This is a genomic window from Pseudomonas sp. 18.1.10, assembly GCF_024655625.1.
Taxonomy (GTDB): Bacteria; Pseudomonadota; Gammaproteobacteria; order Pseudomonadales; family Pseudomonadaceae; genus Aquipseudomonas.
This window is the reverse complement of sequence record NZ_JANLGL010000009.1, coordinates 37,986-64,767: the sequence shown is the minus strand read 5'-3', so window position 1 is coordinate 64,767 and position 26,782 is coordinate 37,986. Positions and strand designations below refer to the sequence as shown.

Here is a 26,782-nt window from a genome sequence, read left to right as displayed (position 1 = left end):
AACCCGGCGTCCTGCCGGGTTGCCCACGGATTCAAGCCTGCGTTCGGCCAGCGTGGTTAACGGGGCGCCCAAGATCAAAAGCTGAAAAGCCAAAGCCAAAGCCAAAGCCAAAGCTTCAGGGTTGGTCAGGTCCAGTAGTGGTGTAGATACCTTATAGCCAGTCTGCGTTGGCTTACAGCTTCAACTGCCCAATAGCCTTGCTCAACTCGCCCGCCAACGTCGCCAGCTCATTACTGGTGGTGGCCGAATCCACGGTTTGTTGCACGGTGTTTTCGGTGACGTCGCGGATGCTCACTACCGCACGGTTCATCTCTTCCGCGACATGGCTTTGCTGTTCGGCGGCGACGGCGATCTGGGTGTTGCTCTCGCGCATCTGCGCCACGGCGCTGGTGATTTCGGCGAGGGCGTTGCCGGCTTCGAGGGCTTGTTGCACGCAGTCATCGGCCTTGAACGAGCTTTCCTGCATAAAGTCCACCGCGTCGCGGGTGCCGGCTTGCAGGGCGGAGACCATGCGGGTGATTTCGTCGGTGGAGCTTTGCACGCGCTTGGCCAGGTTGCGCACTTCGTCGGCGACCACGGCAAAGCCACGGCCCATTTCGCCGGCGCGGGCGGCTTCGATGGCGGCGTTGAGGGCGAGCAGGTTGGTCTGTTCGGCGATGCTGTGGATCACCCCGACCACGCCGTTGATTTTCTGGCTGTCCTCGGCGAGTTTCTGGATCATCTCGGCGGTCTGCTGCACGCCGGTGGACAGCCCGGCAATCGAGCGTTGTACGCGGCCCACCACTTCCTGGCCGCTGCCGGCGAGGGCGTCGGCGGTCTGGGACAGGTCGCGGGTGGCGCCGGCGTGTTGGGCGATGTGGTAGACGGTGGCGGTCATTTCGTTGATGGCGGTGGCGGCCTGGTCGGTTTCGCTTTGCTGGCCGAGCATACCGTGCTGCACCTCGTTCATGCTGCTGGCCAGGCGCGCGGCACCGTCATCCAGTTGCTGGGCGGTGCGCGCCACGGTGTTGACCACCCGTTGGTAGCCGGCCTGCATGGCGTTGAAGGCGCTGGCCATTTGCCCGACTTCATCCTTGCACGCCAGCGGCACACGGGCCGCCAGGTCGCCGGTTTTTTCCACGTGCAGCATCACGTCCTTGAGGGTGTTGAGCTGGCTGAGCAGGAAGCGGATCAGCAACTGCGAAGCGCCGAGCATCGCCAGCATCAAAATCGCCACGGCCACGGCATAGTTGGCAAAACGATCTTCGAACACTTGGCTCAGGCTTGGCGCGTAGGCCAGCACGGCGACGTATTGACCGTCGGCGCGGGCGACCACGTCGGCGCCCAGCAGTGGGTTCTCGCCGAACCAGGGCATGTGGTTGAGTTCGACCCAGCCCGTGGCGCTGCCCAGGGCTGACAGATCCTGATCCGCCAGTTGTGGGACTTGGCCACGGGAAAATGTCAGCCAGTGCTCGCCCTTGGGCAGCGGTGTGCCGGCTGGCCATGCACCGAGCAAGCGCGCCTGGGCCTGCGCCGACGCTTGGGAAGCGTCGCTGCGCGCTTGTTGTTCGAGCTGCACGGCGTACAGCACCAGCAACAAGGTGGTGATGAAAGCGACCGCGTTCACGGCCCAGAATTTGTATTTCAGCGAGATGTTGCTAAGCCAGGCACCCATGGAAGGTTTTCTCTGATAGCGGAAACAGCATTGGCAAGGTGCCATTATTGTGCCGCTATTCAGGAAAAGCGCTTTTGACATGGGTCAATGCGCCGCATTACTCCACGCTGGGCAGGCCAAAAAACGCGCGGGCACAGGCGCTGCTGTGCTGGGCCAGGTCGTCCTCGGTCTCGTTGCGGTGCAGGGCGACTTCGCGCAGCACTTCGGGCAGATAGGCCGGTTCGTTGCGGCCGTTTTTCGGCTTGGGCCGCAGGGTGCGCGGCAGCAGGTAGGGCGCGTCGCTTTCCAGCATCAGGCGGCCCCGGGGAATTTCCCTGACTAGCGGGTGCAGATGGGTCCCACGGCGTTCGTCGCAGATCCAGCCGGTAATGCCGATGTGCAAGTCCAGGTCGAGGTAGCTGAACAGCGCCTGCTGCTCGCCGGTGAAGCAGTGCACCACGGCGGCGGTGAGGTGGTCACGGTAGTCCTTGAGGATGTCCAGCAGGCGCTGGTTGGCGTCACGTTCGTGGAGGAACACCGGCAGTTTCAGCTCGACGGCCAGGGCCAGGTGTTCTTCGAGGACTTTTTCCTGCTGCGGGCGCGGAGAGAAATCCCGGTTGAAGTCCAGCCCGCATTCGCCCACCGCACGCACGCGGCTTTCGCCCAGCAAACCGCGCAGGCGCCGGGCGCTGTCGCTGTTCCAGTCGCTGGCGGAGTGGGGGTGGATGCCGGCGGTGCTGAACAGGCGTTGGCCGCTTTCATCGAGTTTTATGCAGAGTTCCAGGGCCTGTTCGCTGCCGTCGAGGCTGGTGCCGGTGACGACCAATTGTTGCACGCCAGCGGCGTAGGCCCGGTCAAGCACAGCCTGGTGCTTCTCGTCGAAACTGGGGTTGGTCAGGTTGACGCCGATATCAATGAGTTGCATGGTGCTATCTCCGCCTGCGGCCGGAAAGCATATCAGAGCTGTAGATTTATAAGAAAAACGAAGAACTACAACAGGTTATCGCTGTCTTTGAACGTCGCAACCGACATCGTGGTTGGCCCAATGCTTTTCCCTGTGTCACCGTTGCGCGTCTTGCCAGCGCTGAAAGCGCTCTGTTTCTGATCCCCACCGCCTCGTTTTTCGCGAGGATGTTGGCCAGTATTCTTACCGGAGAGCGGATGATCCGACCCTCGGCGTTGCTTATGTTGTGCCTGACGTTGCTGCTGCCCATGGCGGCGCAAGCGCGTCTGGACGGGCCGCTGGAAGTGACCAAGCCTGGCAAGGTCCGCGACCTGGCGGAAATCCGCGCCAGCCGCACCCTGCGCGTGTTGGTCAACCAGAGCCGCAACAGTTCCGGCGAAGTGCAAGGCCAGGCCATCGGCGTCGAATACCATCGCCTGCGCGCCTTTGAGCAATACCTCAACGGCCACGCCCGCGATGGTCAGGAGATCAACCTCAAGATCATTCCCAAGGCCAAGGATCAGTTGCTTGGTGCGTTGGCGCGCGGTGAAGGTGACTTGGTCGCGCCGGGTGAACTGCTCGACGTCAAGGCTGCGCACAAGATCAGCACCAGTGACCCGATTGCCAGCGGCGTACCGTTATGGCTGGTGGGGGTGAAGGGCGAACGACGGTTTACCAAGCTGGAGCAACTGTCCGGGCGCACCCTGGCGCTGACCACTGGCAGTGCGGCGGCGGATGCCATCAACCAGGTCAACCAGAAGCTGGCACTGCACAAGCAGCCGCCGGTGAAAGTGGAATGGGTGGACCCGACCCTGGCCGTGGAAGATGTGCTGGAGATGGTCCAGGCGGGTATTTTCCACCTGACCATCGTGGAAAAACCGATTGCTGAACGCTGGTCGAAAATCCTGCCCAAGTTGCGCTTCGACAAACAGGTGGCCATCAGCGAGCCGGGCGACGAGTACTGGTTTGTGCGCCAGGATGCGTCGATGTTGCGGGCGAGCATCGATCGATTCCTCAAGACCTATCACACGCCCTCCGACCAGGATGTGGCGTTCCAGCGGATCTACCGACGTCTTTATCAAGTGCGCAATCCGCTGGCGCGAGCAGACCGCCAGCGCCTGGAAAAACTGCGCCCGGTCTTGCAAAAACACGCCCGCGAGCAGGGCATGGACTGGTTGAACCTCGCCGCGCTGGCCTTCAAAGAGTCTGCTCTGGACCCCGGCGCCCGCAACAGCGGTGGGCCCACCGGGCTGATGCAGATCACCCCGTCGGCGGCGCAGCGGGTGGGTGTGAACAATATCGAAAGCCTGGACAGCAATGTGCAGGCGGGCGCTCGCTACCTGGCGATGATTCGCCGCAAGTTCTTCGCCAGCCCCAAGCTCAACGAGCGCGAGCGCATGGCGTTTGTCTTGGCGGCTTACAACATGGGCCCGGAGCGGGTGCAGGGGATGCGCACCGAGGCCAAGCGTCGGGGGCTGAACCCCAACCAGTGGTTCTTCCAGGTCGAGCGCATTGCCATGGAGCAGGTGGGAATGGGCAGCGTCAGCTATGTTAATAGCGTCAACAAGTACTACTTGGCGTTCGACCGGGAGCGGGAGTCCCTGGAGCCACCGGTGCCGAAAGTCGCTTCACGGAAGTAATCGATTTAATCGATATTAATTAGGCATTTTTTCGGCTTTTATCATTCCATAAACTGATTAATATAGCGGCCAACCAACCCCTACATCGAAAAGGATTACCCCATGAGCCCACTGATCAAAAACCTGCTGTCCACTCGCGCCGGCTACGGCCTGACTATCCTGCGTATTGTTGTCGGCGTGATTTTTGCCGCCCACGGTTCGCAGAAACTCTTCGGCTGGTTTGGCGGCTATGGCCTGGCGGGCACTGCCCAGTGGATGGAAAGCATCGGCCTGGCGCCGGGTACCCTGATGGCACTGTTGTCCGGCGGTACCGAGTTTTTTGCCGGCCTGGCGCTTATCATTGGTCTGCTGGTGCGTCCGGCGGCCTTGGGCCTGACCATTCTGTCGGTGGTCGCGATCCTCTCGGTGCATATCCACAACGGTCTGTTCATGGCCAACAACGGTTATGAGTTTGCACTGGCCTTGCTGGGCGGCTCGCTGGCGGTGTTGTTCGAAGGTGCCGGCAAGCTGTCTGCCGACCGCGCCATCGCCAACTGAGGCACCTGCAACACCCTGTCCAGGCCCGCCATGTGCGGGCCTTTTCGTTGCGCGCAATTCTTGACATGGCCCCGTCGGCTTCTCTAGGATGCCCGCTCATGCGCCGATTTAAACAGCTAATTGCGGGGCGCCATGGGTGGCCGTTGATCGGTTCCGACAGAAGCAATCACGTTGCTTCGAAATTCCGCTAAAGCGCTGGTTCGGTGTTGCCTCTCACCTGCCCGCAGACTTTTGAGGCAGAGACACGACACGATGACTGCACTACGCCCCCTCATTCGCTTGGCCCCCATCACTGCTGACCTGACTCAGCGCAACCCGAAAATCCTCCTGGGCGGCAAACACCAGCCGACGCTGCTGCGTTACCTGGATGGCTGGCCACGTCGCACCGGCCGGCCTTCGGCGTTCCTGATCCAGTTTGTCGAAGACGGCGACTCCCTCGCCCGTTTTGCCAATAACAGCTTTGACCTTGCGGTGATCCAGGCCCCCAGCGCCGCCGATGCGGATGAGGTGATCCGGCACCTGACACGCGTCGCCAGGCAAGGGCTGATCGCGCGTCGTTGAACCGTCTCACGCTGCTGTCGTCGGTGTTGGGTGGCGGCGGCGCTGCCGTCGATACAGGCCCCAGGCCGTCAGGCAGAGCAGTATCGGTATCGGTGCGCTCACCCCTAGCTTGACGTTTTGCACCAGGCGATCCAACGGTGCATAAACCTCCACTTTCAATGCGTGCAGTTCCATTGCCAGGCGTAGACGCTCCTTGTTGTGCGCCTGCAATTGGGCATTGGTGTTGACGGTCTCGGTACCCAAGCTCGTCACGGCTGGGTTCAAGCGCTGCCATTCGTATTCTGTCTGCGCCAGGCGCCGCTCAAGGTCGCGGGCCTGTTCCTGGTAGGCGCGAGCGGTCGCCTTGCGCTGGCTCTCCAGGCCATGCAGCGTGTATTCCGTCGGTGGCCGTGGGCGTATGTTGGCAAGCACTTGAGGCGCTGCCAGGTTATCCAATGTGTTCAAGACAAACAGGCTGTTGCTGTGGGGCATCGATCGGGTTGACGCTCCCATGAGCAAATCGGTGTCTGCGACCACCACGACCTGAATCTGCGCCGACTTCTGCAATCCGGGGGCTTGGCCACCCATACCATCGGGAAATGCCGAATAGGCCGGCCCCTCAAGACGAGCCGCGATCACGTGGCGCTCCCCGCTCGGAGGCGGTTCGTCGCCATAGGGCGATTTGCCAACCCTGCCGGCCTCCAGCAATGCCGACTGTTCGGAGCTGTACAGCAGGGGGGTGAAGCGTGTGCGGTGCTTGTCGAGGGGGAAGAGGGCACCGCTGCTCGATACGCGAACAGCGTCCAGCTTCCAGGTGCTGATATCGTTTGTGGCCATGGCCTGCCTGGGCAGACTCAGCGTGGAGGGAACGGCCCCTGAGGGCGCTTGCGTGGCATAGCGATTGTCGATCAACACCTGGTCGGCCGGCATCCGGATGCCCCAACTGGACAGCAGCGCCTCCAGCCGGGGGTTAAGGGCTTGTTGCCTTGAACCCTGTTCGCTCAGCGGGTCGATAAACATCATGAGTTTGCCGCCACCCAGTACAAATTGATCAATGGCGTACAAGGCCGTTTCAGGTAGCGCCCGGGGGTGCACAAGCATGAGGGTTTTGATCTGCGTGGGGACACGCTGCGCGCTGGGCTCCAGCGCTACCACGTTCAAGTGCCGATGCAGTTCCTGTAGCAGGGGGCCGGCCAGTTCCTTGATCGGCAGCCCAGAGAGCAGGCCGATGACAGGCGGTTGCGGGTGGAGTAACTGGCTGATTAGGTGGCTGATTTCATATTCCAGCAACGCTGCGCGGTCGGCGCTGAACGATTTGATGCGTTGCGCGGCCTGGCCGTCTCGGGTGCCAATGAGGCCAAAGAATCCTGCGTCGTCATCAAGCCCATAGAGCCCAGCCCTGTAGGCGTCCTCTGAGAAAGCGCCTGGGTCGACAATGTGCAGATTGATCATGCCGTTTGCTGCGGCTTCGAACGCCTTGAGCGTGTCTTCTACACGCTTGGCGTAGCGTTGGGTGGCACTGCTTTTTTTCGAATTGAAGTAGTAAAGATCCAGCGGCGTATCCAGGGATGCCAGTAATTGCTGTACAGGGGCCGATAAGGTATTGGTTTTCGAATGTGAGGCATCCCAGCGCAGATCGGGCAGCTTGACGGCCCACACCAGGTTAAAGGCCAGGAAAACCAACAGTAGGACCACCAGTGTCATGCTGGCGTGCAGTGCGGATCGCATCGGGAACGCTCCCTCTCAGCTGGTTTTGTAGTTGAGAATGACGGTCGTCGCAGCGAGTGAGGCCACTATGACGCTGATAAAGTAAAGACAGTCTCGAAGAACAATCACGCCGTGATCAATCTGAGTGAAACGTGACAGTGGGCTTAAGGATGCCACGTTGTCGATTACCCAGATCGGGGCTTGGTGTTCCAGTGCATCAAGTACGCTGGACAGTCCGCTGATTACCAACAAAATGCTTAAGGTTAGTATGAATATAATCAGATGATGACGGCTAATGGCGCATATAAGACAGCCGAGGGAAAGATAACTTCCAGCGAGCAACCAGCTGGCCAGATACTGCGTGGCGATCACGGTGTTGTCGGCACTCCCTAACATATTGACCATCACTACAATGGGCAGTGTCAATGCCAGTGTCATTGCCGTTATGAGCCAGCCTGCGAAGAATTTACCCATGACCAGTTCTGCGCTTGTCATCGGCAGTGTAATGAGCAAGTCACTAATGCCCGTTTCATTTTCATCGGCCCAGAGTTGGGTAGAGAGTGCGGGGATCAACAGCAGGTACAACCAGGGGTGTAGTTGAAAAAAGTCCTGCAGGTCAGTGCTGTTTCGCTCCAGTAACTGGCTGCTGTGTAATCCGAGCGTAGTTGACAGTGTCAGAAATACTGCGATGTTCAGGTAGGTTGCTGGCGTGCGGAAGTAGCGGGAAAGTTGGCGCTTGATAATCGAGGGCTGCATAGTCAAAGGGACACCTCTTGGCTTAAGTGGTGGACGACGTCGTTCAGGCGACCAGGCTCCAGGTTAAGCGCGGTTATTTGCCAGCCGCGTTTGGCAATCAGCGCGCAGATCGGGGGGTAGATTGTGTGGCCCGGCATGGCGAGAACGGTGACGGTGCCGGGGCTGCGGCGATCTTCTTCGATGCCGGCAACCCCCGGCAGTACGGCCAGCGCCAGCAGGTCCAGCGGCGTGTCCGCTGCCAGGGTGACCGCCCTGTAGTACCGAGAGCTGCGCTGGAGTTCGGGCATGGGGGCGTCTGCCAGTAGGCGGCCCCCGCCAATGACCAGGGCGCGGGTGCAGATACCCGACAACGCATCGCAATCGCGCGTGGCAACGACCACGGTCATCTCTTCGGCCAACGACTGGATGAGCGCGCGGATTTTGCCCTGTTGATACGGTGACAGGCCCTCGGTCGGCTCATCCAGCAACAGCACGCCAGGGTCATGCAAGATGGCCTGCGCCAGCGCAACCTTGCGTTGCAAGCCCATGGGGAGTGCGTTGAGCGGCTCGTTGAGTACGGCCGACAGCTCCAGTTGCATGGTGATCCGGTCGATGCGTTTGCGTTTTTCGGCGCCGCAGAACCTGCGGAAAGTGGCGATAAGATTGAGGAAACCTGCGACAGGCATCGTCGAGTGGTTGATGCCGGGTTCGGGCTGGTAGCCCATGGCCTGGGCTACTTGAAGCCGATGGGTCCGGGTATTGAAGCCCAGGATGCTCACGTGCCCGGAGGAGGGTTTGAGCAGGCCGGCCATCAGCTTCAGGAGTGTCGTTTTACCCGCGCCCCCATGCCCGAACAAACCTATGCATTCTTGGCTCTGGGCCACCCATGAAAGATCGCTGATAACATGCTGTTTACCCAGTTGTTTGGTCAGGTTACTTATCTCGATCATTATGCTTTTCTGCTGCATTAGTTTCGCAATATATATGAGGAGGCAAGCGCTTTGGTTGACGTGTGTCGGGGCTCGGGTTAAAAAATAGTACGTTCAATGCGGGGGGCTTGGAAACGCGCGGCGGGATGAATAAGATTAGTCCTACGTTCAGACTTGCAGCTCGCTGAAACAATTGTTTTGTGAGTGATATTTGATGGCAGAATGTTTATTGGGTGTTTATCTGAAGTTTAGTCACTGGCGCGAGGTCCGACAATCATGATGCTTTTACGTACCCTTGTTCTTGCGCACTCCGGTGCAGATGCTCCGGTCAACGGCGCACTGCTTTGTGGTTTTGCCGTGCCTCAGATCAGTTCAAACTTTCTGGTGTATAGCCTGGATGAAGAGGCGGAGCCAGGTAGTTCCCGGGTATATATCGCAGCGTTGCGTAAGAAACTTGAGCGTTATTACTTGGATGGCGTCGATGTGCAAGCAGATTTGCAATTGGCGATGCAGGTATTCAAGCAGATATTGACGTGGGCGGCCTCCGGCCAGAAAACCAGCGGCGTTACCGATACCCAGATTCCTTATCACTTCGTCGACTTGAAAGGTTGCAAGTTACCCCCGGCACGGCCTGAGGATCACCACTCCCTGATTATCAAGAAAGCCCTGGTGATGAAAGTGATTACCCTGGGCACATCTGCCCCCGCGTCGCCCGCGATCGAAAGCACTGCTGTGGTAGTCCCTTCCATTCGCTTCTCTTCTCAAATGGTGTCGCCGCCCAAGGCTGCAAGCCGGCCTGAACCGCCCCAGCCGGCGGTGCTTGAGCCGCAGCCTGTACCCTTGCCACTGGCCGAGCCGCTAGTTGAAACGCTGGGCGCGTCAGTTGAAGCCCCGTCATTGTTCGAAGTGGATAGCACGCTGACCAGCCTTGCGCGCGTCGCCCAGGAGCTGACCCAGCAGAAACTGGTGGTACTCAAGAAAGAGGCCGCACTTGAGCAGTGGCAAGTTCAACTGCAGCAAGGCCAGGCTGAGCTTGAGCAAAAGCGTCAGGAGTTGGCGAGTCGAACCCTGGAAAAGGAGACCGCTCTGCAGATGCAGACGCAGGCCCTGGAGAATCGTGAAGGCCGCTTGGCAAGTGCCTCGGCCGTTTATCAGCAGGCGCAGCAGCAAATGGATGAACGAGCCGATGCCCTTGAGAAGCGCGTGGCCCAGGTGCACGCCCAGGAATTGGTGGTTCATCGCAAAGGCGAGCAACTGGCAGCCATGCTTTTGCAGTTTTCCGGCTTGCGCCAACGCTTGCAGGTCATGCTCCCTGAACTGGATCAAGTGGTGGGCGACTTCGACAGTACCGAGCGCACACAATCGATGGCCGGCCCTCATTCGATTTTGACGTAATGCAGTTTGTTCGCGGGCCTGGCTACTTTCTCCTGTTCATTTATCATCAGGCTCTGTTCGCCGACGCCGTGCCTTGAGGTAATGGCATAGTGGGACCAATGAGCATTTTCCGGGGATGAAGGCGTTTGAGCACCAAGCTGATTACCAAAGAAGGTCATGAAGCGCTGAAAAAAGAGTTGGATTACCTGTGGCGGGAAAAGCGCCCGGATACCACACGCAAAGTGACTTGGGCGGCGTCCCTGGGGGATCGCAGCGAGAACGCGGACTACCAGTACAACAAGAAGCTGCTACGTGAGATCGACCGTCGCGTGCGCTACCTGCGCAAGCGCCTGGAAGATATGCGGGTGGTGGAATACATGCCGGAGCAGGAAGGGCGGGTATTTTTCGGCGCCTGGGTCGATATTGAAAACGAGCAAGGCGAGACCAAGCGTTTTCGCATCGTGGGTTATGACGAGATCTATGACCGGATGGATTACATCTCCATCGATTCACCCATGGCCAGGGCGCTGCTGCGCAAGGAAGTCGACGATGAGGCCATGGTGCAGACGCCAAGCGGAGAAGCCTGCTGGTGGATTACCGCGATCGAGTATGTGAAGTAGGCCAAGACGGCCCGTACCTGGGAGGGTGCGGGCCGTCGGCGTTTCAGCCTTCGCGCAATACGGTCAGCGGGCTGGCGTTCAGTGCACGGCGTGTGCCGAACACACCGGCAGCGCCGATCAGCGCGGCCCCGAGCACCGGCAGCAGCAACAGCCACGGGTGAGGGTGCCAGGCCAGGTCAAAGGCATATCGGTACAACACCAGCGTCACCAGCTCCGTGCCCAGCGCCGCCAGCAGCCCGCTGACCGCGCCCAGCAAGCCGAACTCGATACGCCGTGCCTTGATTAGCAGTTTGCGCTCTGCTCCCAGTGCCCGCAGCAATGCGCCCTGGCGGATTCGCTCATCCAGGGTGGCCTGCAAACCGGAGAACAGCACCGCCATCCCGGCTGCCAATACAAACAACAGGACGTACTCCACCGCCAAGGTCACCTGGGCGAGGATGCTGCGCAATTGCTCCAGCAAGGCCTCGACTTGCAGGATGGTCACCGCCGGGAACGCCCGGGACAGGTCGACGATCTGTTGGTCATGCCCAGGAGCCAGGTAGAAGCTGGTCAGGTAGGTGGCAGGCAGGTCCTTCAGGGTGCCGGGCTGGAAGATCATGAAGAAGTTGGGCTGGAAGTTATCCCAATTGATGGTCCGCAAGCTGGTGACGCGCGCCTCGCGGTTTTCCCCGGCGACGGTAAATACCAGGTGGTCATTGAGCTTGAGCTTGAGGCTTTCAGCGACCTTGGCTTCTACCGATACCCCGGGAATCTCATCCGTTGGCTGCGACGACCACCAGGCACCGGCCGTGAGGACGTTGCCCGGTGGCAGGTCGGCGGCCCAGGTCAGGCTCAGGTCGCGTTGCACGGCACGGTCGCCGCTGGAGTCCTTGCTGACAATCGCCTGTACCGCCTCGCCATTGATGCTTATCAGGCGCCCCGGTACCACCGGATACAACGGCGCCGATTGGGCCTGCAAGGCCAGCAGGCGAGCGCTGAAGGCGTCGGTGTCGGCGGGCAGGATATTCAGCGCGAAATAGTTGGGGGCGTCCTTGGGCAACTGGTTTTGCCAGGTGTCGAGCAGCTCGCCACGCAACAGGGCGATCAGGCCCATGGACAACAGGATCAGGCCAAATGCCAGGGATTGGCCGGCTGCCGCCAGCGGGTGGCGCAGCAATTGGCCCAGGCCCAGGCGCCACGGCAGTGATGCGCGCGCCAGCAACCTGCGCAGGCTTTGCAGCAACAGCAGGAGCAGGCCGCCGAGGATCAGCGCGGCAATCACACCGCCGCCGAGCAGGGCGAAGGTCAGCACCAGGTCGAGGCTCAGGCGCCACATAATCAGGCCCAGGGCGAACAGCGCCGCGCCGTAGACCATCCAGGTGCTGGAGGCGATGGGGAGCAGGTCGCGGCGCAACACGCGCAGCGGTGGTACGCGGCCCAGTGCGGCCAGCGGCGGCAGGGCGAAACCTGCGAGGGCGACCAGCCCGGTGCCGATCCCGGCGACGGCCGGCAACAGACCGCCGGGGGGCACGTCCGCCGGCAGTAGGTCATGCAGGAAGTAGAACAGGCCAAATTGCGCCAGCCAGCCGAGCAGGGCCCCTGTCAGGCTCGCCAACAGGCCGAGTACGCTCAGTTGCAGGCTGAACAGCAGCATGGTTTCGCGGCGCGACAAGCCGAGGCAGCGCAGCAGTGCGCTGGCGTCGAAGCGGCGACTGGCAAACCGGTTGGCCGACAGCGCCACGGCCACGCCGGCCAGCAGTACGGCGACCAGACTCGCCATGTTCAAGTAGCGCTCGGCCTTGCCCAGTGCGCCGCCGATCTGCTGGTTGCCGTCCCGCGAGTCTTGCAGGCGCTGGTTGGCGGCGAGGCCCGGCTTGAGCAGGTCGCGATAGGTTTGCAGGGCCGTGCTGTCGGGCGGCGCGCGCCACAGTTCGCGGTAGCTGACGCGGCTGCCGGGCTGGACCACGCCGGTGGCGTCCAGGTCAGCCAGGTTAATCATCACCCGTGGCGTGAGGCTGTAGAAGTTGCCGGCACGGTCGGGTTCATAGGTCAGGATGCGGGCCAGGCGCAGGGTCTTCATGCCCACGTCGATGCTGTCGCCGACTTTCAGGCTCAGCGCTGTGAGCAGGCGTGCCTCCACCCAGGCTTCGCCGGGTTTCGGACCGCCACCCGGGGTTTCCTCGGCGAAGGGCTCGGCTGCGCTTTTCAGTTCGCCGCGCAGTGGGTACTGCTCGTTGACCGCCTTGATGCTGGAGAGCTGGATACCGTTGTCGGTGGCGATAACGCTGGAAAACTCGACGATGCGCGCATGGTCCAGGCCCAGTTCGGTCCCCGATTTGATCTGCTCGGGACGCGCCGGCGAGCTGCCTTCGAGCACCAGGTCGGCCCCCAGGAACTCGGTGGCGCGCAGCAGCATGGCGCCGTTGAGGCGCGCGCCGAAGTAGCCGATGGCGGTGCTGGCGGACACCGCCACCAGCAGGGCGAAGAACAACACGCGCAACTCACCGGCGCGGGCATCGCGCAGGAGTTGGCGCATGGCCAGGCTGAACAGACGCAATAGGGGCAAACGTGCCATCAAGGCTCCAGGGGCTCGACCATCAGGCCGGCTTCAAGGCGGATCAGGCGTCGGCAGCGGTGTGCCAGGCGCTCGTCGTGGGTGACCAGCACCAGGGTCGTGCCGCTCTCTTTATTGAGCTCGAACAGCAGGTCACTGATGCGCTCGCCGGTGTGGCTGTCGAGGTTGCCGGTGGGCTCATCGGCAAACAGCACGTCCGGTTCGGCGGCGAAGGCGCGGGCAATCGCCACGCGTTGCTGCTCGCCACCAGACAGCTGGCGTGGCGAGTGGGTCAGGCGCTGGCCCAGGCCAACACGTTCGAGCAGGTGCCGGGCGCGCTCGCGGGCGTCTTTGCGGCCATCCAGCTCCAGCGGCAGCATGACGTTTTCCAGGGCGTTGAGGCTGTCGAGCAGTTGGAACGACTGGAAGACGAAACCCACGTGTTCGGCACGGATGCGTGCGCGCTGGTCTTCGTCCAGCGTACTCAGGGCTTGCCCGGCGAGGGTGACTTCGCCGCTGCTGGGCAGGTCGAGGCCGGCGAGCAGGCCGAGGAGGGTGGATTTGCCGGAACCGGAGCTGCCGACGATAGCCAGGCTATCGCCCTTGTTCAGTTCCAGGCTCAGTTCGTGCAGGATAGTCAGTTCACCTTCCGCGCTGGGAACCACTTTGCTAAGGTTCCGCGCGGTGAGAATGCTTGCGCCCATGGAGAATCCGATGCGAATGTGGTTTTTGAGTGCTGGCCTGGCCTTGATGTGCGTGGCCCAGGGCGCAGCGGCGGGTACAGTCCTGATCGTTGGCGATAGTATCAGTGCCGGTTTCGGCCTGGATACCAGCAAAGGATGGGTCGCGCTGCTGGAACAACGGCTCAAGCGCGAAGGTTTCGACGATAAAGTGGTCAACGCGTCCATCAGCGGCGACACCAGTGCAGGAGGCCTCGCGCGGCTGCCGGCGGCGCTTGCAGAGCATAAACCGGAACTGGTGATTATCGAACTGGGCGGCAATGACGGCCTGCGTGGTCAGCCTCCGGCGCAATTGCAACAAAATCTTGCCTCGATGATTGACCAGTCCAAGGCCATTGGCGCCAAGGTGCTGTTGCTCGGCATGCAATTGCCGCCCAACTACGGCCCGCGCTACACCAACGCCTTTGCCGAAGTGTACGGCAGCCTGGCCAAGGAAAAAGCCGTGCCGCTGGTGCCGTTTTTCCTGGAAGGTATCGGTGGCCACCCGGAGCTGATGCAGGCTGATGGGCTGCATCCCGCCGTCGGCGCCCAGGGCAAGTTGCTGGAAAATGTCTGGCCGGCGCTAAAACCGCTGTTATGACGCTTTTCTACCGGCAGGCTTTCGGCTAAGGTGGCGCCCCCCCGATCTGGAGCCCCCGATGTCACGCCCTGCCTGGTCCCTGTTCAACTACCAACTGATCGAGCCTGACGAGCAGCTGGATCTGTTCGCCTGCCAGGAAGTCCGGGTGCATCTGGTGGCACGCCAATTGGAGCTGGGCGGCACGATTGACCGCACGCTATGTGGCACTTTGCTGCCCGCCCAGCCGCGCTGGTCATCGGTGGACCGCGCGATTTTCCAGGACCAGCGGCTGTGCCCGTTGTGCCGGGCGATCCTCGAATCCCAGAAGCGCGGCACGCCGCTGATCTGGCCGGAGCTGCGCTTCGAGTAGTCATGGGGGCAGATGGATGCTCCCGGCGTGCTTCACGTATACAATCAATTTTTTCCTACCCGTCGTTCTGCGAAGGATTTTCCGGATGTTCTCGCGCCTCTCCGTCGTCACCTGCTGCCTGTCTCTTGCCGCCCTGTGCGCGGCCGGTCCTGCGGCTGCCCTGCAGTTACCGTTGCCACCTCCGGGTGAAGACATCGTGGGACAGGTCCAGGTGATAAAGGCCAAGTACGAAGATACCTTTGCCGACCTGGGCACCACCTACGACCTGGGTTATTCGGAGATGGTCGCGGCCAACCCGGGTGTCGATGCCTGGCTGCCGGGAGCCGGCACCGAGATCGTGTTGCCGACGCGCTTCATCCTGCCCCCCGGCCCACGGGAAGGCATCGTCATCAACCTGGCGGAATACCGGCTTTACTACTATCCCAAGGGGCAGAGTGTCGTTTACACCTTCCCGCTGGGGATTGGTCGTGAAGGCTGGGGCTCGCCCATCGCCCATACCAGCATTATCGCGAAGACGCCGAACCCGACCTGGACCCCACCCGCGTCGATCAAGGCCGAGCACGCCGCCAATGGTGACCCGTTGCCCAATGTGGTGCCTGCCGGTCCGAACAACCCGCTGGGGCCATTCAAGTTCACCCTGGGCACGCCGGGTTATCTGATCCACGGCTCCAACATGAAATTTGGTATCGGCACGCGTACCAGCCACGGCTGCTTCCGCATGTTCAACAACAACGTACTGGAAATGGCCGGCATGGTGCCGGTGGGCACGTCGGTGCGCATCATCAACGATGCCTACAAGTTCGGCAGCAGCGGCGGCAAGGTTTACCTTGAAGCGCACACGCCGTTGAATGATGACGGCACGCCGTCGGTGGTCGATAAGCACACGGCAGTCATCAACGCCTTGCTCAAGCGTGAAGACCTGGCCAATAACCTGCGGGTGAACTGGGATCAGGTGCGTGATGTGGTCGCTGCGGAAGATGGCTTGCCGACTGAAATCGGTGTACCAGGTGGCGCGCCGATCGCCGCCAGCGCGCCGATCGATCTGCAGCAGTAAGCCTGCCGGATCAAAAGCCCGCCACGGCCTTGCGTTGCGGCGGGCTTTTTATTGCCTGGGGTTCGGTGCCGAATCCCAGGCAATAAAAAAGCCGACCCATAAATGGATCGGCTTGATAACAACCCCGAGGGATTATTACTTGCGGCTAGCTTTTTCAAGCATACGCAGAGCGCGCTCGTTAGCTTCGTCAGCAGTCTGTTGTGCTTTTTGAGCAGCAGCCAGAGCTTCATCAGCTTTACGGTAGGCTTCGTCTGCACGAGCCTGGGAGCGAGCTGCTGCGTCTTCAGTTGCAGTCAGACGAGCTTCGGTTTCTTTGGAGACGCTGCTGCAACCGGTAGCCAGAACTGCGGCCAGAGCCAGAGCAGAGAATTTCAGAACGTTGTTCATCGTGTTCCCCTTCAAGGACTTTCTATTAAATAGCTACTTGCTCAGAGTGAGCAAAAGCCGGCGTACATACTACCCATTACTTGTAGTAAGTAAACTGACGTAGCGCAAGAAGCAAAAAAAATTCTCGCGCCGAATCTATTTTGGCTAATCTTTTGAAGGTTTGTATAAAAACCGTTCAATTTTTTTCAAGCGGATGTGCATTGGATCCCGTCTGAAAGCTACGGCCCGCATGCGTCGGGCTGGGTATATGGCTAGACATTTATATATCGGCACCTGCTCTTTTGTTCAGCTTGCCGTTACGCCGTCTCGCATCTTTTACGCATGTAGAGGTGACTTTAAGAGCGCCTGTTCGTCTCAAGCTTCAACTGCCGGCAATGTTCTGGCTATCGATCACCGGTTGATCGATGGCCTTTCTATAACCGCCAGCGGTGGGGGATGATGAGTGCGCCTTGAGCAATTTCAGGATTGGTGCCTACTATTCCCTACGTGCTGGTTGTGAGCGCTAGAGGTTTCTCGTTGTCGAAACCGGCACGGGGTGGCGTAGATGTTCCTTCGCCGGAAAAACATCGGTAAGGTAGGGGTCGAAATCCAAGACCCGCGAGGAGTAGTGATGAGCGAGGCGTTGTCCATCCACCATGACCAGGCTGGTCATCAGTTCGAGACCAATGTGGACGGTCATCGTGCCTACCTGACCTACATGGACCTCGGGAAGCAGACCCTGGATATTTATCGGACCTTCGTGCCCAACGCACTGCGCGGCCGGGGTATTGCAGCGGCGCTGACCGAGGAAGCCCTGAAGTTTGCCGAAGAGTCCGGCTATACGGTGATCCCGTCCTGCTCCTATGTCGAACGCTACATGGAGCGCCACCAGCGCCATGCGGCGAAGCTGTAAGGCATAAAACAGCAGCATGAAAAACGCCGGGCTTAGCCCGGCGTTTTTGTGTGCGCAATGCGGGTTCAGGTGCGTTTGCGTTTCGGCAAGACGTCCTTGAGCTTGGCATGCATGCTGCGCAGGGTGTTTTCGGTGGCCGCCCAGTCGATGCAGGCATCGGTGATCGACACGCCGTACTGCAAGTCGGCCAGGTCTTTTGGAATGGCCTGGCAACCCCAGTTCAAGTGGCTCTCGACCATCAGGCCGATGATCGACTGGTTGCCTTCCAGGATCTGGTTGGCGACGTTTTCCATCACCAGCGGCTGCAGGGCCGGGTCCTTGTTGGAGTTGGCGTGGCTGCAATCGACCATGATGTTCGGCTTGATCTTGGCCTTGTTCAGCGCCTGTTCGCACAGGGCAACGCTGACCGAATCATAGTTGGGCTTGCCGTTGCCGCCGCGCAGGACCACATGGCCGTAGGCGTTGCCTTTGGTGGTGACGATGGACACGCCACCTTCCTGGTTGATCCCCAGGAAACGGTGCGGGCTGGAGACCGATTGCAGCGCGTTGATCGCCACGGTCAGGCCGCCGTCGGTGCCGTTCTTGAAGCCCACGGCCGACGACAGGCCGGACGCCATTTCGCGGTGGGTCTGGGATTCGGTGGTGCGCGCGCCGATGGCCGACCAGCTGATCAGGTCCTGCAGGTACTGCGGGGAGATCGGGTCCAGCGCTTCGGTGGCGGTGGGCAGGCCCATTTCAGCCAGGTCCAGCAGCAGCTGACGGCCGATGTGCAAGCCGTCCTGGATCTTGAACGAGTCGTCCAGGTACGGGTCGTTGATCAAGCCTTTCCAGCCGACGGTGGTGCGCGGTTTTTCGAAGTAGACGCGCATCACCAGGTACAGGGTGTCGGACACTTCCGCCGCCAGCACCTTGAGGCGCTCGGCGTACTCGTGGGCCGCCTTGAGGTCGTGGATCGAGCAAGGCCCGATGACGACGAAGAGGCGATGGTCGGTGCCGTCGAGAATCTCACGGATGACTTCGCGGCCCTTGGTGACGGTCTGCAGGGCAGCGTCGCTCAGGGGGATTTCGCGCTTGAGCTGATCGGGCGTGATCAGGGTCTCGTTGGATTCGACGTTTAGGTCATTGATCGGTAAATCAGCCATCGTTTACTCGTCAGGGTCACGGGTGCCGGCCGCCAGCCATCCCCGTGCGGCGGAGCACAGCATGATTTGAATGCAGGGGGGAGGAACCTTAGCGCGTAACACGGGCCCGCGACAATGGGCAAAGCCCGCTTTAATCCAGCGCTGGCGCCGCAAAGGCCTCATGGGAGAACTCGACGGCATGGCGCGACACCCACTCGCGCGCCAGGGCTTCGAATTGCTCGGGCGTGGGTTCGGCATCTTCGTGCTGGCGGCAATAGCGCTCTATCCGGCATGCTTGCTCACCCATCCGCGCACCAAACAGGGCATGCTCATCGGTAAACGCGATGCCGATGCGATAGCCGTCTTCGGCCTTGCGGCACCATGCCACGTAGCCCGGATAACGCGCGCTGGGCCCCAGGGACGGAATGTGCAGGTCAACGGCCGTACCCTGGCGCCAGGCGCGCGGCCACTGGCAGGCGATGCCGCCCAGGCCGATCATGAGCAGGCGTTGACGGGGAATGGCGGGGGAGGGACGTTGTATCAACTCGACAGCGACATCATCAGGGTGAGGTAAAAAACGACCCATGTACACGGACTCCGAGCACCGTCCTGTTGACGGCGGCAGCAGCAGTATAGTGAAGGAACTGGAATTGACCGACCTGGATATTGACCAGCAATTGCTGGGATTGCCAGGCCTTTCTCTGCTGGTGTTTACCAGCGTGGGGTGTTCCAGTTGCCGTTGGGCGCGCCAGCAGTTGCCCGGCTGGCCATTGCCGGTGGACCGCGTGTGCTGGGTGGACGCCGGGCACAACGGTGGCGCGGTTGAACGCTACCAGATCTTTCATTTGCCGGCGTTGTTCGTGGTGTGCGAGGGTCAGTTTCTTGGGCAATTGCAGACGCGCCTTACAGCATCCGACCTCGCCGACAGCATTAATCAAGCCCTAACCCGCATTCCAGAGGATCTGCCATGACCGAACCATCGCCACGCATTGGCATCATCGGCACCGGCGCCATCGGTGGTTTCTACGGCGTGATGCTGGCCCGTGCCGGCTTTGACGTGCACTTCCTGCTGCGCAGCGAGTATGCGGCGGTCAGCAAGCAGGGCCTGCGGATCAATAGCAGCGTGCACGGCCCTATGCATCTGCAGCCGGTGCAGGCCTACGCCAGCGCCGCCGATATGCCCGCGTGTGACTGGCTGCTGGTGGGCACCAAGTCCACCGGCAATGTGGACCTTGCGCCGACCATCGCCCAGGTCGCGGCGCCGGACGCCAAGGTGGTGCTCCTGCAAAACGGCCTGGATGTCGAAGACAGCCTGCGCGAACACCTGCCAGCCTCGCTGCATTTGCTGGGTGGCTTGTGCTACATCGGCGTGCACCGCTCCGGGCCTGGCGTGGTTGAGCATCAGGCCCTGGGCCGGGTCAACCTGGGTTATCACAGCGGCACGGCGGCCAATGACGAAGCGCAGCAGCAGGCGATTGTCGAAGCCGGCGCGGCGTTGTTCCACCAGGCGGGTATCGAGTCCCAGGCCATGGCCAATGTGCATCAGGCGCGCTGGCACAAGCTGGTGTGGAACGTGCCGTACAACGGCCTTTCCGTGTTGTTGGGCACGGGGACGACGGCGATGATGGCCGATGAGTCCAGTCGCGAACTGATCCAGGCGCTGATGGCCGAAGTGGTTACGGGCGCCCACGCCTGTGGCCACGAGATCCCCGCCAGCTACGCCGAGCAGATGTTCGCCATGACCGAAACCATGGACGATTACCTGCCCAGCATGTACCACGACCATGTCCACAAGCGCCCGCTGGAACTGGCCGCGATCTATGCGCGGCCATTAGCCGCTGCCAAGGCTGCCGGTTGCGAGCTGCCACGGATGCAGGCGCTGTATCAGGCGTTGAGTTTTATTGATCGGCATAACCGCTGATTCGGAGGGCATACGATGGCGAAGGGATTGGGCGACAAACTGGTGCTGGCGATTTCTTCGCGGGCGCTGTTCGACCTGAGCGACAGCCACAAGGTCTACCTGGCGCAGGGTGTGGAGGCCTACCGCAAATACCAGATCGAGCACGAGGAAGAAGTCCTCGCCACCGGCGACGCGTTTGCGCTGGTCAAGAAGCTCCTGAGCCTCAACGCCAGCCTCGGGCGTGCCCGCGTCGAAGTGGTGTTGGTGTCGCGCAACAGTGCCGACACCGGCTTGCGGGTGTTCAATTCGATCCAGCATTACGGCCTGGATATTTCCCGCGCCGCTTTCGTTGGCGGGCGTAGTCCCTATCCTTATTTGGCCGCCTTCGGTTGCCATCTGTTTCTTTCAACCCATGCTGAAGATGTACGCAGCGCCCTCGATGCCGGCTTTGCCGCCGCGACGATTTTGTCCGGCGGCCCGAATCGCGCGTGCAGCGACGAACTGCGCATCGCGTTTGACGGTGATGCGGTACTGTTTTCCGATGAATCGGAGCGCGTGTACCAGGCCGGTGGGCTGGAGGCGTTCCAGGCCAGCGAGCGGGAATCGGCGCGCCAGCCCTTGCACGGCGGCCCCTTCAAGGGCTTTTTGGCAGCACTGAATTTGTTGCAGCGCGAGTTTCCGCAGGAGGCGTGCCCGATCCGCACCGCGTTGGTCACCGCCCGTTCGGCGCCGTCCCACGAGCGGGTGATTCGCACGTTGCGTGAATGGGATATCCGCCTGGACGAGTCGCTGTTCCTCGGCGGCCTGGAAAAATCCGCGTTCCTGGAAGCGTTTGCCGCCGATGTGTTTTTCGATGACCAGGCCGGTCATTGCGAGAAAGCCAGGGAGGTAGTGGCCACCGGGCATGTGCCCCATGGCATCAGCAACGAGGTAAGGGTTCAGTCCGAGAGCTAAGCCAGTCGCAGTCGTTGATGCGCTGCTAAGCTCATTCAATCCCCGCCATCCTGGCAGTCCAGGAGGTTCTATGATTCGTTCGATGTTGTACGCCACGGACCTGGGTCTGTACGCGCCTTATGTGATGCAACATGCACTGGCGCTGGCGCGAACGTTCAAGGCGGACCTGTATGTGATCCATGTGGTCGAACCCATCGGGCTGTTCGCCGAATCGGTGTTGCAAAGCTACCTTGATGAGAAGGCCCTGAGTGAATGGCAGAGCCAGGGGCTGACCACGGTCATGGCGACCATCGAACAACGGGTGCTGGACAGTTTTCGCGAAGAGTTGGGGGAGGGCGAGCAAGACCTCAAGCTGATCCGTTCGGTAAGGGTGATCCAGGGCGATCCGTGCGAGGTGATACTCGACCAGTTGCGTAGACTGTCGGTCGATCTGGTGATCGTCGGCAGTCATAGCCATGCAACGGCGGCGGCCACACCGCTGGGGCGCACCGCTGCACGGGTGCTGCAATTGTCTGCGGTGCCGGTTTACCTGGTGCCCTCGCTACAGCGTCGACGCAGTGATGACGCGTGAGGGTAGAAAACGATAAAAAGTTCTAGATTTATCTGTATAACCTTTAATATAGTTATATACCGTCGCTGATACCCGTGGCGTCTATCTGCTTTGAGGGATACATATGAAGCTTCAACAACTGCGCTACATCTGGGAAGTGGCGCACCACGACCTCAACGTTTCCGCTACGGCTCAAAGCCTTTACACCTCGCAACCTGGTATCAGCAAGCAGATCCGCCTGCTCGAAGACGAGCTGGGCGTTGAAGTGTTCGCCCGCAGCGGCAAGCACCTCACCCGCGTGACCCCGGCCGGTGAGCGCATCATCACCACCGCTGGCGAGATCCTGCGTAAGGTCGAAAGCATCAAGCAGATCGCCCAGGAATTCTCCAACGAGAAAAAGGGCACGCTGTCCATCGCCACCACCCACACCCAGGCACGTTATGCCTTGCCGCCGGTGATCCGCGACTTCATCAAGCAATACCCGGACGTGGCCTTGCACATGCACCAGGGTTCGCCGATGCAGATCGCCGAGATGGCCGCTGATGGCACCGTCGATTTCGCCATTGCCACCGAAGCCTTGGAGCTGTTCGGCGACCTGGTGATGATGCCATGCTACCGCTGGAACCGTTGCGTCGTGGTGCCGCAAGGTCACCCGCTGGCCAAGCTGCCGAAACTGACCCTGGAAGCCCTGGCCGAGTACCCGATCGTGACTTATGTGTTCGGTTTCACCGGCCGTTCCAAGCTCGACGAAGCGTTCAGCCATCGCGGTCTTACGCCGAAAGTGGTGTTCACCGCGGCCGACGCCGACGTGATCAAGACCTACGTGCGCCTGGGCCTGGGCGTGGGTATCGTCGCCAAGATGGCGGTGGACACCAACCTCGATAAAGACCTGGTGGTGCTCGACGCCAGCGAGCTGTTCGAATCCAGCGTGACCAAGATCGGCTTCCGTCGCGGCACCTTCCTGCGTGGCTTCATGTGCGACTTCATCGAGAAGTTCGCCCCGCACCTGACCCGCGAAGTCATGGCCAAGGCGATCCAGTGCCACAACAAGCAGGAACTGGAAGAGCTGTTCGAAGGCGTTGAACTGCCCGTCCACTGAGTGGCTTACTTGGCCTCGGTAACCGTAAAGTGTTGCCGGGCGCCGGCCACCAGAATCTCCACCTCATCACCTTCGAACTTGCCCAGCAGGCTTTTGCCCAGGGGCGAGCGCGGGGTGATGACGGTCACCGGTTGCCCCACCACATCCACCTTCAAACCTGCGCCGTCCGGCGCGAGGAACAGCCACTGCTGGCGACCGTTCTCGTCTTCCAGGCCCAATAGCGCGCCAATTTCTATACCCCGTTGATCGTCGTAGGCCCGCAGTGGCAGGTTCTGGCACAGCGTCAGCGCGTGCTTGATTTCTTCGACGCGCTTGGCTTGCCCGGCCGCGAGGTAGGACGCTTCCAGCCCCAGGGTGTCGTACTTGTTCTCGGCGATGTTTTCTTCGTGGGTCGCGGTTTCGTAGGCGGTTTGCGCAGCGCGTTGGGCGATATCGAGATCGACGCTGAGCTTTTCCAGGATCAGTGAATGGACGGCGTGTTTATTCATGGTCATCAATCGCAGAATTGCAGGACATTGGCCCGGGTCTTTTCGTTGGGGGCGTTCTGGTCCTGTTGCAGCCAGAACTGGCATTTGGGGTTGGACAGGTTGCGGGCATTGTTGCGGGCCTGGTCCAGGCTTTGTTGCTGTTCCTGCTTGTGCAGGTTCTGTTGATACTGCTCGAACAGGCGGTTCGGCGGTTCAGGCGCTACCACTGGCGGCTTGCCCAGTTGCTGCACCGCCTGCGCCACTGGCGCCAGGCTTTGCGGGAACAGATAGCGCGATGCCAGCCAGGCGGTCAGCGCAATGGCGACAAACCCCAGCCATACGCCAAACGCAATGGCGGCACTGAGCTTGAACAACGACAACGGACGATCAGACATGGCGGCCTCCTGGCAGGCATTTGCGGCGTGGCGGCGATTGTCGCACAGCCACCGTGCAGAATAATCGCGATCAAGTCTTCTGCATCGGCGCATTTATACGGACAATCGAGCCTTTACGTGTTGGAGCCCGGAATGAAAGCCCGCTGGGATATTTTTTGCAGCGTCGTCGATAACTTCGGCGACATCGGCGTGACCTGGCGCCTGGCCCGGCAATTGGTCGCGGAGCATGGCTGTGACGTGCGTCTGTGGGTCGATGACCTGCGCGCGTTCGAGCGCATGTGCCCCGAGATCGACGTACAACTGGGCCAGCAATCGCAGGCCGGCGTCGACGTGCGCCACTGGCCGGCCGAGTGGCAGGGCGCGGCAGCGGCGGATGTGGTGATTGCCGCGTTCGCCTGCCAACTGCCGGCTGACTATATGGACGCCATGGCCGCGCGCGAACGCCCGCCGTTGTGGATGAACCTGGATTACCTGAGCGCCGAGGATTGGGTCGTGGGCTGTCACCGCTTGCCCTCGGTGAAGTTCAAGGGCGTGCAGAAGTACTTCTTCTTTCCCGGTTTCCGCGCGGGTACGGGCGGGCTGTTGCGTGAGGCCGGGCTGCTTGAGCAGCGTCGGGCGTTTCAGCAGGATGGCGCTGCGCAGCAACAATTCCTGCAAACACTGGGCGTATTTCCGGCAACGGGTGCGCGGCTGATCTCGCTGTTTGCCTACGAAAACGCCGGGCTCGCCGCTTGGCTGGACGTGTTATCGACGGACGGGCGTACCACCCATCTATTGGTCCCGGAAGGACGCATCCTGGGTGATGTGCAGCGTTGGCTGGGTGTCGAGGGGCTGGCGGTGGGCGACTTGCATCAGCGCGAGGCCCTGACGGTGCAGGTGCTGCCGTTTGTGCGCCAGGACCAATACGACCGCCTGCTGTGGTGCTGTGAGTTCAATGCGGTGCGCGGCGAAGACTCCTTCGTGCGCGCGCAATGGGCCGGCCGGCCGCTGTTGTGGCACATCTACCGGCAGGACGAAGACATTCACCTCGACAAGCTCGACGCGTTCCTGGCGCTGTACACAGCTGCCTTGTCCCCGGCGGCGCGGGCGGCAGTGATCGCGCTGTGGCAAGCCTGGAACACGCAGGGCGATATGGCGCAACCGTGGAAAATGCTCAGGGAGCACTGGCCAGAGATCAACCAGCACGCCGAATCCTGGTGTCTGGAACAGGCCTTGCAGGCCGATCTTGCGACGGCGCTGGTACAGTTTTATGAAAGTTGGATATGATACGCCACCTTGAATTTTGTAAATCCCATCCAAATTTCGGATATATGCAATGAAAACTGGTAAAGAACTGAAACCCGGTACAGTGATCCGTCTCGAAAACGACCCTTGGCTGGTTCAGAAAGCTGAGTTCACCAAGTCTGGTCGTAACAGCGCAATCATGAAGACCAAGCTGAAGAACCTGCTGACCGGTTACAAGACCGAGATCGTTTACAGCGCCGACGACAAACTGGACGACGTGATCCTCGACCGCAAGGAAGCGACCCTGTCCTTCATCAGCGGCGACACCTACACGTTCATGGATACCACTGACTACACCATGTACGAGCTGAACGCTGAAGATATCGAAGCCGTTCTGCCGTTCATCGAAGAAGGCATGACCGACGTTTGCGAAGCTATCTTCTTCGAAGAGCGCCTGGTTTCCGTAGAGCTGCCGACCACTATCGTGCGTAAAGTTGCCTACACCGAAGGTTCCGCTCGCGGCGACACTTCGGGCAAAGTAATGAAGCCGGCCAAGCTGGCTAACGGTACCGAGCTGCAAGTTGCTGATTTCATCGAAATCGACGACCTGATCGAGATCGACACCCGTGAAGGTGGTTCGTACAAAGGTCGCGCCAAGAAGTAATTCTGGCCCCGCCGCTACGAAAAAAACCCGACTTAGCGTCGGGTTTTTTTATGGGCGTCTGTTTATCAGACCGTGACGTGCAGGCGCACATCCACATTGCCGCGCGTGGCGTTGGAGTACGGGCACACCTGGTGGGCTGCGTCGACCAGGCTTTGCGCATCGTCCTGATCCAGGCCCGGCAGGCTGATGTGCAGGTCGATGTCCAAGCCAAAACCACCGGGGATTTGACCGATGCCCACATGGGCCGTGATCGAAGCGTCATCCGGGATTTTGCGTTTGGTCTGGCTGGCGACGAATTTCAGCGCGCCGATAAAGCAGGCCGAGTAGCCGGCGGCGAACAGTTGTTCAGGGTTGGTGGCCTGGCCACCGGCACCGCCCAATTCCTTGGGGGTGGAGAGTTTGACGTCGAGGATGTTGTCGCTGGAAACCGCACGACCATCACGGCCGCCGGTGGCGGTAGCTACTGCGGTGTAGAGAGTTTGCATGGTGTCGTCCTCTGGGTGTGTAGCGCTAAATGTTTGCGCGCTAAGTAGTTGGCGGGACGAATGTATAGCGCTAATGTTTTGCGCGCAAGATAAATTTGCAAATTATTTTGCATGCTTCAATTTTTGCCACATCACACAAACAAATGTGGGAGCTGGCTTGCCTGCGATAGCGGTCTGTCTGTGCCAGATGCATAGGCTGACACACTGCTATCGCGGGCAAGCCCGCTCCCACATTGATTGCTCCCACACTTCAGGTTTGTGTGGCAGGTCTACTGTGTCAGACGCTGGCTTGCAGGTTGCTGCGCAACGCAATCAGATCAGCTTGCAACTTGCGCAGTTGTTCCAGCTCCAGGCCGCTGGCACCGAGGATGCACTGCGGAATGCCCATGGCCTTGTCCTGCAAGGCGCGCCCGGCGTCGGTCAGTTCCACCACCACCACCCGTTCATCCTCACGGCTGCGCGTGCGGCTCAGCAGCCCTTCAGCTTCCAGGCGCTTGAGCAGCGGGGTGAGTGAGCCCGGGTCCGTCAGCAGGCGGCTGCTGATTTCGCCGACGGTCAAACCGTCTTCTTCCCACAGGACCATCATGGCCAGGTATTGCGGATAGGTCAGGCCAAGGGCTTGCAGCAGCGGCTTGTAGACCTTGGTCATCAGCAGCGACGTGGAGTGCAGGGCGAAGCACAGCTGGTTGTCCAGCATCAGGGATTCGCACGGGGCGGGATTTTTGCGCAT

The 26,782-nt window shown here is 60.7% G+C and carries 30 protein-coding genes; 16 read left to right on the top strand and 14 right to left on the bottom strand.

Annotated features, from left to right (window positions below; all coding sequences use genetic code 11):
* Window positions 1-172 precede the first annotated feature (172 nt).
* Together NUV89_RS03155 and NUV89_RS03150 are read right to left on the bottom strand one after the other, a co-directional pair.
* On the bottom strand, window positions 173-1,654 hold the full coding sequence (locus NUV89_RS03155) for a methyl-accepting chemotaxis protein (protein WP_257780261.1): 1,482 nt from the start codon (window positions 1,652-1,654) through the stop codon (window positions 173-175).
* A 97-nt stretch (window positions 1,655-1,751) separates the two neighbouring features.
* Entirely contained in the window at window positions 1,752-2,558 is an 807-nt protein-coding gene (locus NUV89_RS03150; RefSeq protein ID WP_257780260.1) for a TatD family hydrolase, read from the bottom strand.
* A 236-nt stretch (window positions 2,559-2,794) separates the two neighbouring features.
* Between NUV89_RS03150 and NUV89_RS03145 the strand changes: the two genes are divergently transcribed.
* From NUV89_RS03145 to NUV89_RS03135, 3 genes are all read left to right on the top strand, one after another.
* Complete coding sequence (locus NUV89_RS03145) at window positions 2,795-4,216, top strand: transglycosylase SLT domain-containing protein (RefSeq protein ID WP_257780259.1); 1,422 nt, start codon at window positions 2,795-2,797, stop codon at window positions 4,214-4,216.
* A gap of 102 nt (window positions 4,217-4,318) precedes the next feature.
* Complete coding sequence (locus tag NUV89_RS03140) at window positions 4,319-4,753, top strand: DoxX family protein (protein WP_257780258.1); 435 nt, start codon at window positions 4,319-4,321, stop codon at window positions 4,751-4,753.
* Between the two features lie 252 nt (window positions 4,754-5,005).
* Entirely contained in the window at window positions 5,006-5,314 is a 309-nt protein-coding gene (locus tag NUV89_RS03135) for a hypothetical protein (RefSeq protein WP_026136480.1), read from the top strand.
* 6 nt (window positions 5,315-5,320) lie between these two features.
* Here the strand turns inward: NUV89_RS03135 and NUV89_RS03130 are convergent, their stop codons facing one another.
* Genes NUV89_RS03130 through NUV89_RS03120 form a run of 3 tightly spaced genes read right to left on the bottom strand, consistent with a single transcriptional unit; the run spans window position 5,321 to window position 8,685 of the window.
* Window positions 5,321-7,021 carry a Gldg family protein gene (locus NUV89_RS03130; protein WP_257780257.1) on the bottom strand — a complete coding sequence of 567 codons (1,701 nt, stop codon included), beginning with the start codon at window positions 7,019-7,021 and terminating at the stop codon, window positions 5,321-5,323.
* A gap of 15 nt (window positions 7,022-7,036) precedes the next feature.
* Complete coding sequence (locus tag NUV89_RS03125) at window positions 7,037-7,762, bottom strand: ABC transporter permease (RefSeq protein ID WP_257780256.1); 726 nt, start codon at window positions 7,760-7,762, stop codon at window positions 7,037-7,039.
* A complete protein-coding gene (locus tag NUV89_RS03120) occupies window positions 7,759-8,685 on the bottom strand; it encodes an ABC transporter ATP-binding protein (protein ID WP_257780255.1) in 927 nt (308 codons plus the stop codon). The genes NUV89_RS03125 and NUV89_RS03120 overlap by 4 nt, the downstream gene beginning before the upstream one ends.
* Before the next feature lie 255 nt (window positions 8,686-8,940).
* On the opposite strand from NUV89_RS03120, the gene NUV89_RS03115 reads away from it, so the two are divergent.
* The gene (locus NUV89_RS03115; protein ID WP_257780254.1) at window positions 8,941-10,059 is read left to right on the top strand and encodes a hypothetical protein; all 1,119 of its coding nucleotides are present in this window, start codon (window positions 8,941-8,943) and stop codon (window positions 10,057-10,059) included.
* Window positions 10,060-10,184: 125 nt separating this feature from the next.
* Window positions 10,185-10,658, top strand: a complete 474-nt coding sequence (greB, locus tag NUV89_RS03110) for a transcription elongation factor GreB (protein ID WP_017734429.1) — start codon at window positions 10,185-10,187, stop codon at window positions 10,656-10,658.
* A gap of 43 nt (window positions 10,659-10,701) precedes the next feature.
* Here the strand turns inward: greB and NUV89_RS03105 are convergent, their stop codons facing one another.
* On the bottom strand, window positions 10,702-13,212 hold the full coding sequence (locus NUV89_RS03105; protein WP_257780253.1) for an ABC transporter permease: 2,511 nt from the start codon (window positions 13,210-13,212) through the stop codon (window positions 10,702-10,704).
* Window positions 13,212-13,895, bottom strand: a complete 684-nt coding sequence (locus tag NUV89_RS03100) for an ABC transporter ATP-binding protein (protein WP_257780252.1) — start codon at window positions 13,893-13,895, stop codon at window positions 13,212-13,214. The genes NUV89_RS03105 and NUV89_RS03100 overlap by 1 nt, the downstream gene beginning before the upstream one ends.
* Before the next feature lie 10 nt (window positions 13,896-13,905).
* Here NUV89_RS03100 and NUV89_RS03095 point away from each other — a divergent pair, with 10 nt between their 5' ends.
* The 3 genes from NUV89_RS03095 to NUV89_RS03085 all read left to right on the top strand — a co-directional run bounded on the left by NUV89_RS03095 (window position 13,906) and on the right by NUV89_RS03085 (window position 15,914).
* Window positions 13,906-14,511, top strand: a complete 606-nt coding sequence (locus tag NUV89_RS03095; RefSeq protein WP_257780251.1) for an arylesterase — start codon at window positions 13,906-13,908, stop codon at window positions 14,509-14,511.
* 58 nt (window positions 14,512-14,569) lie between these two features.
* Complete coding sequence (locus NUV89_RS03090) at window positions 14,570-14,860, top strand: hypothetical protein (RefSeq protein ID WP_192298733.1); 291 nt, start codon at window positions 14,570-14,572, stop codon at window positions 14,858-14,860.
* A gap of 85 nt (window positions 14,861-14,945) precedes the next feature.
* Window positions 14,946-15,914 carry a L,D-transpeptidase family protein gene (locus NUV89_RS03085; protein WP_257780250.1) on the top strand — a complete coding sequence of 323 codons (969 nt, stop codon included), beginning with the start codon at window positions 14,946-14,948 and terminating at the stop codon, window positions 15,912-15,914.
* 135 nt (window positions 15,915-16,049) lie between these two features.
* Here the strand turns inward: NUV89_RS03085 and oprI are convergent, their stop codons facing one another.
* Window positions 16,050-16,301 carry an outer membrane lipoprotei OprI gene (gene oprI / locus NUV89_RS03080; RefSeq protein WP_003172710.1) on the bottom strand — a complete coding sequence of 84 codons (252 nt, stop codon included), beginning with the start codon at window positions 16,299-16,301 and terminating at the stop codon, window positions 16,050-16,052.
* 610 nt (window positions 16,302-16,911) lie between these two features.
* Here oprI and NUV89_RS03075 point away from each other — a divergent pair.
* Entirely contained in the window at window positions 16,912-17,193 is a 282-nt protein-coding gene (locus NUV89_RS03075; protein ID WP_003233387.1) for a GNAT family N-acetyltransferase, read from the top strand.
* 65 nt (window positions 17,194-17,258) lie between these two features.
* Here NUV89_RS03075 and NUV89_RS03070 read toward each other — a convergent pair whose 3' ends face one another.
* Window positions 17,259-18,335, bottom strand: coding sequence for a 3-deoxy-7-phosphoheptulonate synthase (locus NUV89_RS03070; RefSeq protein ID WP_124527136.1), 1,077 nt, complete (start codon window positions 18,333-18,335; stop codon window positions 17,259-17,261).
* Between the two features lie 130 nt (window positions 18,336-18,465).
* Entirely contained in the window at window positions 18,466-18,900 is a 435-nt protein-coding gene (locus NUV89_RS03065; protein WP_257780249.1) for a PilZ domain-containing protein, read from the bottom strand.
* On the opposite strand from NUV89_RS03065, the gene NUV89_RS03060 reads away from it, so the two are divergent.
* The 5 genes from NUV89_RS03060 to cysB all read left to right on the top strand — a co-directional run bounded on the left by NUV89_RS03060 (window position 18,899) and on the right by cysB (window position 22,817).
* Window positions 18,899-19,285: a thioredoxin gene (locus NUV89_RS03060; protein WP_257780248.1), complete on the top strand. Its 387-nt coding sequence runs from the start codon at window positions 18,899-18,901 to the stop codon at window positions 19,283-19,285. The genes NUV89_RS03065 and NUV89_RS03060 overlap by 2 nt on opposite strands.
* Window positions 19,282-20,235, top strand: a complete 954-nt coding sequence (locus NUV89_RS03055) for a putative 2-dehydropantoate 2-reductase (protein ID WP_257780247.1) — start codon at window positions 19,282-19,284, stop codon at window positions 20,233-20,235. Before NUV89_RS03060 ends, NUV89_RS03055 begins: the two co-directional genes overlap by 4 nt.
* Before the next feature lie 15 nt (window positions 20,236-20,250).
* Window positions 20,251-21,168 (top strand): 5'-nucleotidase, encoded by a 918-nt coding sequence (locus tag NUV89_RS03050; protein WP_017734420.1) that lies wholly within the window; start codon window positions 20,251-20,253, stop codon window positions 21,166-21,168.
* A 70-nt stretch (window positions 21,169-21,238) separates the two neighbouring features.
* On the top strand, window positions 21,239-21,739 hold the full coding sequence (locus NUV89_RS03045; RefSeq protein WP_017734419.1) for a universal stress protein: 501 nt from the start codon (window positions 21,239-21,241) through the stop codon (window positions 21,737-21,739).
* A 103-nt stretch (window positions 21,740-21,842) separates the two neighbouring features.
* A complete protein-coding gene (gene cysB / locus NUV89_RS03040) occupies window positions 21,843-22,817 on the top strand; it encodes an HTH-type transcriptional regulator CysB (RefSeq protein ID WP_017734418.1) in 975 nt (324 codons plus the stop codon).
* A gap of 5 nt (window positions 22,818-22,822) precedes the next feature.
* Here the strand turns inward: cysB and NUV89_RS03035 are convergent, their stop codons facing one another.
* Both NUV89_RS03035 and NUV89_RS03030 read right to left on the bottom strand, forming a co-directional pair.
* Window positions 22,823-23,305, bottom strand: a complete 483-nt coding sequence (locus NUV89_RS03035) for a GreA/GreB family elongation factor (RefSeq protein ID WP_257780246.1) — start codon at window positions 23,303-23,305, stop codon at window positions 22,823-22,825.
* 5 nt (window positions 23,306-23,310) lie between these two features.
* Window positions 23,311-23,679, bottom strand: coding sequence for a hypothetical protein (locus tag NUV89_RS03030; RefSeq protein ID WP_257780245.1), 369 nt, complete (start codon window positions 23,677-23,679; stop codon window positions 23,311-23,313).
* Between the two features lie 132 nt (window positions 23,680-23,811).
* On the opposite strand from NUV89_RS03030, the gene earP reads away from it, so the two are divergent.
* Both earP and NUV89_RS03020 read left to right on the top strand, forming a co-directional pair.
* Window positions 23,812-24,945, top strand: coding sequence for an elongation factor P maturation arginine rhamnosyltransferase EarP (earP, locus tag NUV89_RS03025; RefSeq protein WP_257780244.1), 1,134 nt, complete (start codon window positions 23,812-23,814; stop codon window positions 24,943-24,945).
* A gap of 49 nt (window positions 24,946-24,994) precedes the next feature.
* Window positions 24,995-25,567: an elongation factor P gene (locus NUV89_RS03020; protein WP_257780243.1), complete on the top strand. Its 573-nt coding sequence runs from the start codon at window positions 24,995-24,997 to the stop codon at window positions 25,565-25,567.
* A gap of 65 nt (window positions 25,568-25,632) precedes the next feature.
* On the opposite strand, the gene NUV89_RS03015 is transcribed toward NUV89_RS03020, so the two are convergent.
* Both NUV89_RS03015 and NUV89_RS03010 read right to left on the bottom strand, forming a co-directional pair.
* Window positions 25,633-26,052, bottom strand: a complete 420-nt coding sequence (locus tag NUV89_RS03015) for an organic hydroperoxide resistance protein (RefSeq protein WP_017734413.1) — start codon at window positions 26,050-26,052, stop codon at window positions 25,633-25,635.
* 277 nt (window positions 26,053-26,329) lie between these two features.
* Entirely contained in the window at window positions 26,330-26,782 is a 453-nt protein-coding gene (locus NUV89_RS03010; protein ID WP_257780242.1) for a MarR family winged helix-turn-helix transcriptional regulator, read from the bottom strand.

Bases quoted from the DNA above. Each gene is read 5' to 3' on its own strand.
- NUV89_RS03130 (WP_257780257.1), bottom strand. From the start codon at position 7,021: ATGCGATCCGCACTGCACGCCAGCATGACACTGGTGGTCCTACTGTTG.
- NUV89_RS03050 (WP_017734420.1), top strand. From the start codon at position 20,251: ATGGCGAAGGGATTGGGCGACAAACTGGTGCTGGCGATTTCTTCGCGG.
- NUV89_RS03120 (WP_257780255.1), bottom strand. From the start codon at position 8,685: ATGATCGAGATAAGTAACCTGACCAAACAACTGGGTAAACAGCATGTT.
- NUV89_RS03145 (WP_257780259.1), top strand. From the start codon at position 2,795: ATGATCCGACCCTCGGCGTTGCTTATGTTGTGCCTGACGTTGCTGCTG.
- NUV89_RS03115 (WP_257780254.1), top strand. From the start codon at position 8,941: ATGATGCTTTTACGTACCCTTGTTCTTGCGCACTCCGGTGCAGATGCT.
- NUV89_RS03135 (WP_026136480.1), top strand. From the start codon at position 5,006: ATGACTGCACTACGCCCCCTCATTCGCTTGGCCCCCATCACTGCTGAC.
- NUV89_RS03105 (WP_257780253.1), bottom strand. From the start codon at position 13,212: ATGGCACGTTTGCCCCTATTGCGTCTGTTCAGCCTGGCCATGCGCCAA.
- NUV89_RS03060 (WP_257780248.1), top strand. From the start codon at position 18,899: ATGTACACGGACTCCGAGCACCGTCCTGTTGACGGCGGCAGCAGCAGT.
- NUV89_RS03150 (WP_257780260.1), bottom strand. From the start codon at position 2,558: ATGCAACTCATTGATATCGGCGTCAACCTGACCAACCCCAGTTTCGAC.
- NUV89_RS03020 (WP_257780243.1), top strand. From the start codon at position 24,995: ATGAAAACTGGTAAAGAACTGAAACCCGGTACAGTGATCCGTCTCGAA.
- cysB (WP_017734418.1), top strand. From the start codon at position 21,843: ATGAAGCTTCAACAACTGCGCTACATCTGGGAAGTGGCGCACCACGAC.
- NUV89_RS03085 (WP_257780250.1), top strand. From the start codon at position 14,946: ATGTTCTCGCGCCTCTCCGTCGTCACCTGCTGCCTGTCTCTTGCCGCC.
- NUV89_RS03090 (WP_192298733.1), top strand. From the start codon at position 14,570: ATGTCACGCCCTGCCTGGTCCCTGTTCAACTACCAACTGATCGAGCCT.
- NUV89_RS03095 (WP_257780251.1), top strand. From the start codon at position 13,906: ATGCGAATGTGGTTTTTGAGTGCTGGCCTGGCCTTGATGTGCGTGGCC.
- NUV89_RS03100 (WP_257780252.1), bottom strand. From the start codon at position 13,895: ATGGGCGCAAGCATTCTCACCGCGCGGAACCTTAGCAAAGTGGTTCCC.
- NUV89_RS03045 (WP_017734419.1), top strand. From the start codon at position 21,239: ATGATTCGTTCGATGTTGTACGCCACGGACCTGGGTCTGTACGCGCCT.
- NUV89_RS03015 (WP_017734413.1), bottom strand. From the start codon at position 26,052: ATGCAAACTCTCTACACCGCAGTAGCTACCGCCACCGGCGGCCGTGAT.
- oprI (WP_003172710.1), bottom strand. From the start codon at position 16,301: ATGAACAACGTTCTGAAATTCTCTGCTCTGGCTCTGGCCGCAGTTCTG.
- earP (WP_257780244.1), top strand. From the start codon at position 23,812: ATGAAAGCCCGCTGGGATATTTTTTGCAGCGTCGTCGATAACTTCGGC.
- NUV89_RS03155 (WP_257780261.1), bottom strand. From the start codon at position 1,654: ATGGGTGCCTGGCTTAGCAACATCTCGCTGAAATACAAATTCTGGGCC.
- NUV89_RS03140 (WP_257780258.1), top strand. From the start codon at position 4,319: ATGAGCCCACTGATCAAAAACCTGCTGTCCACTCGCGCCGGCTACGGC.
- NUV89_RS03010 (WP_257780242.1), bottom strand. From the start codon at position 26,782: ATGCGCAAAAATCCCGCCCCGTGCGAATCCCTGATGCTGGACAACCAG.
- NUV89_RS03070 (WP_124527136.1), bottom strand. From the start codon at position 18,335: ATGGCTGATTTACCGATCAATGACCTAAACGTCGAATCCAACGAGACC.
- NUV89_RS03065 (WP_257780249.1), bottom strand. From the start codon at position 18,900: ATGGGTCGTTTTTTACCTCACCCTGATGATGTCGCTGTCGAGTTGATA.
- NUV89_RS03055 (WP_257780247.1), top strand. From the start codon at position 19,282: ATGACCGAACCATCGCCACGCATTGGCATCATCGGCACCGGCGCCATC.
- NUV89_RS03035 (WP_257780246.1), bottom strand. From the start codon at position 23,305: ATGAATAAACACGCCGTCCATTCACTGATCCTGGAAAAGCTCAGCGTC.
- NUV89_RS03030 (WP_257780245.1), bottom strand. From the start codon at position 23,679: ATGTCTGATCGTCCGTTGTCGTTGTTCAAGCTCAGTGCCGCCATTGCG.
- NUV89_RS03075 (WP_003233387.1), top strand. From the start codon at position 16,912: ATGAGCGAGGCGTTGTCCATCCACCATGACCAGGCTGGTCATCAGTTC.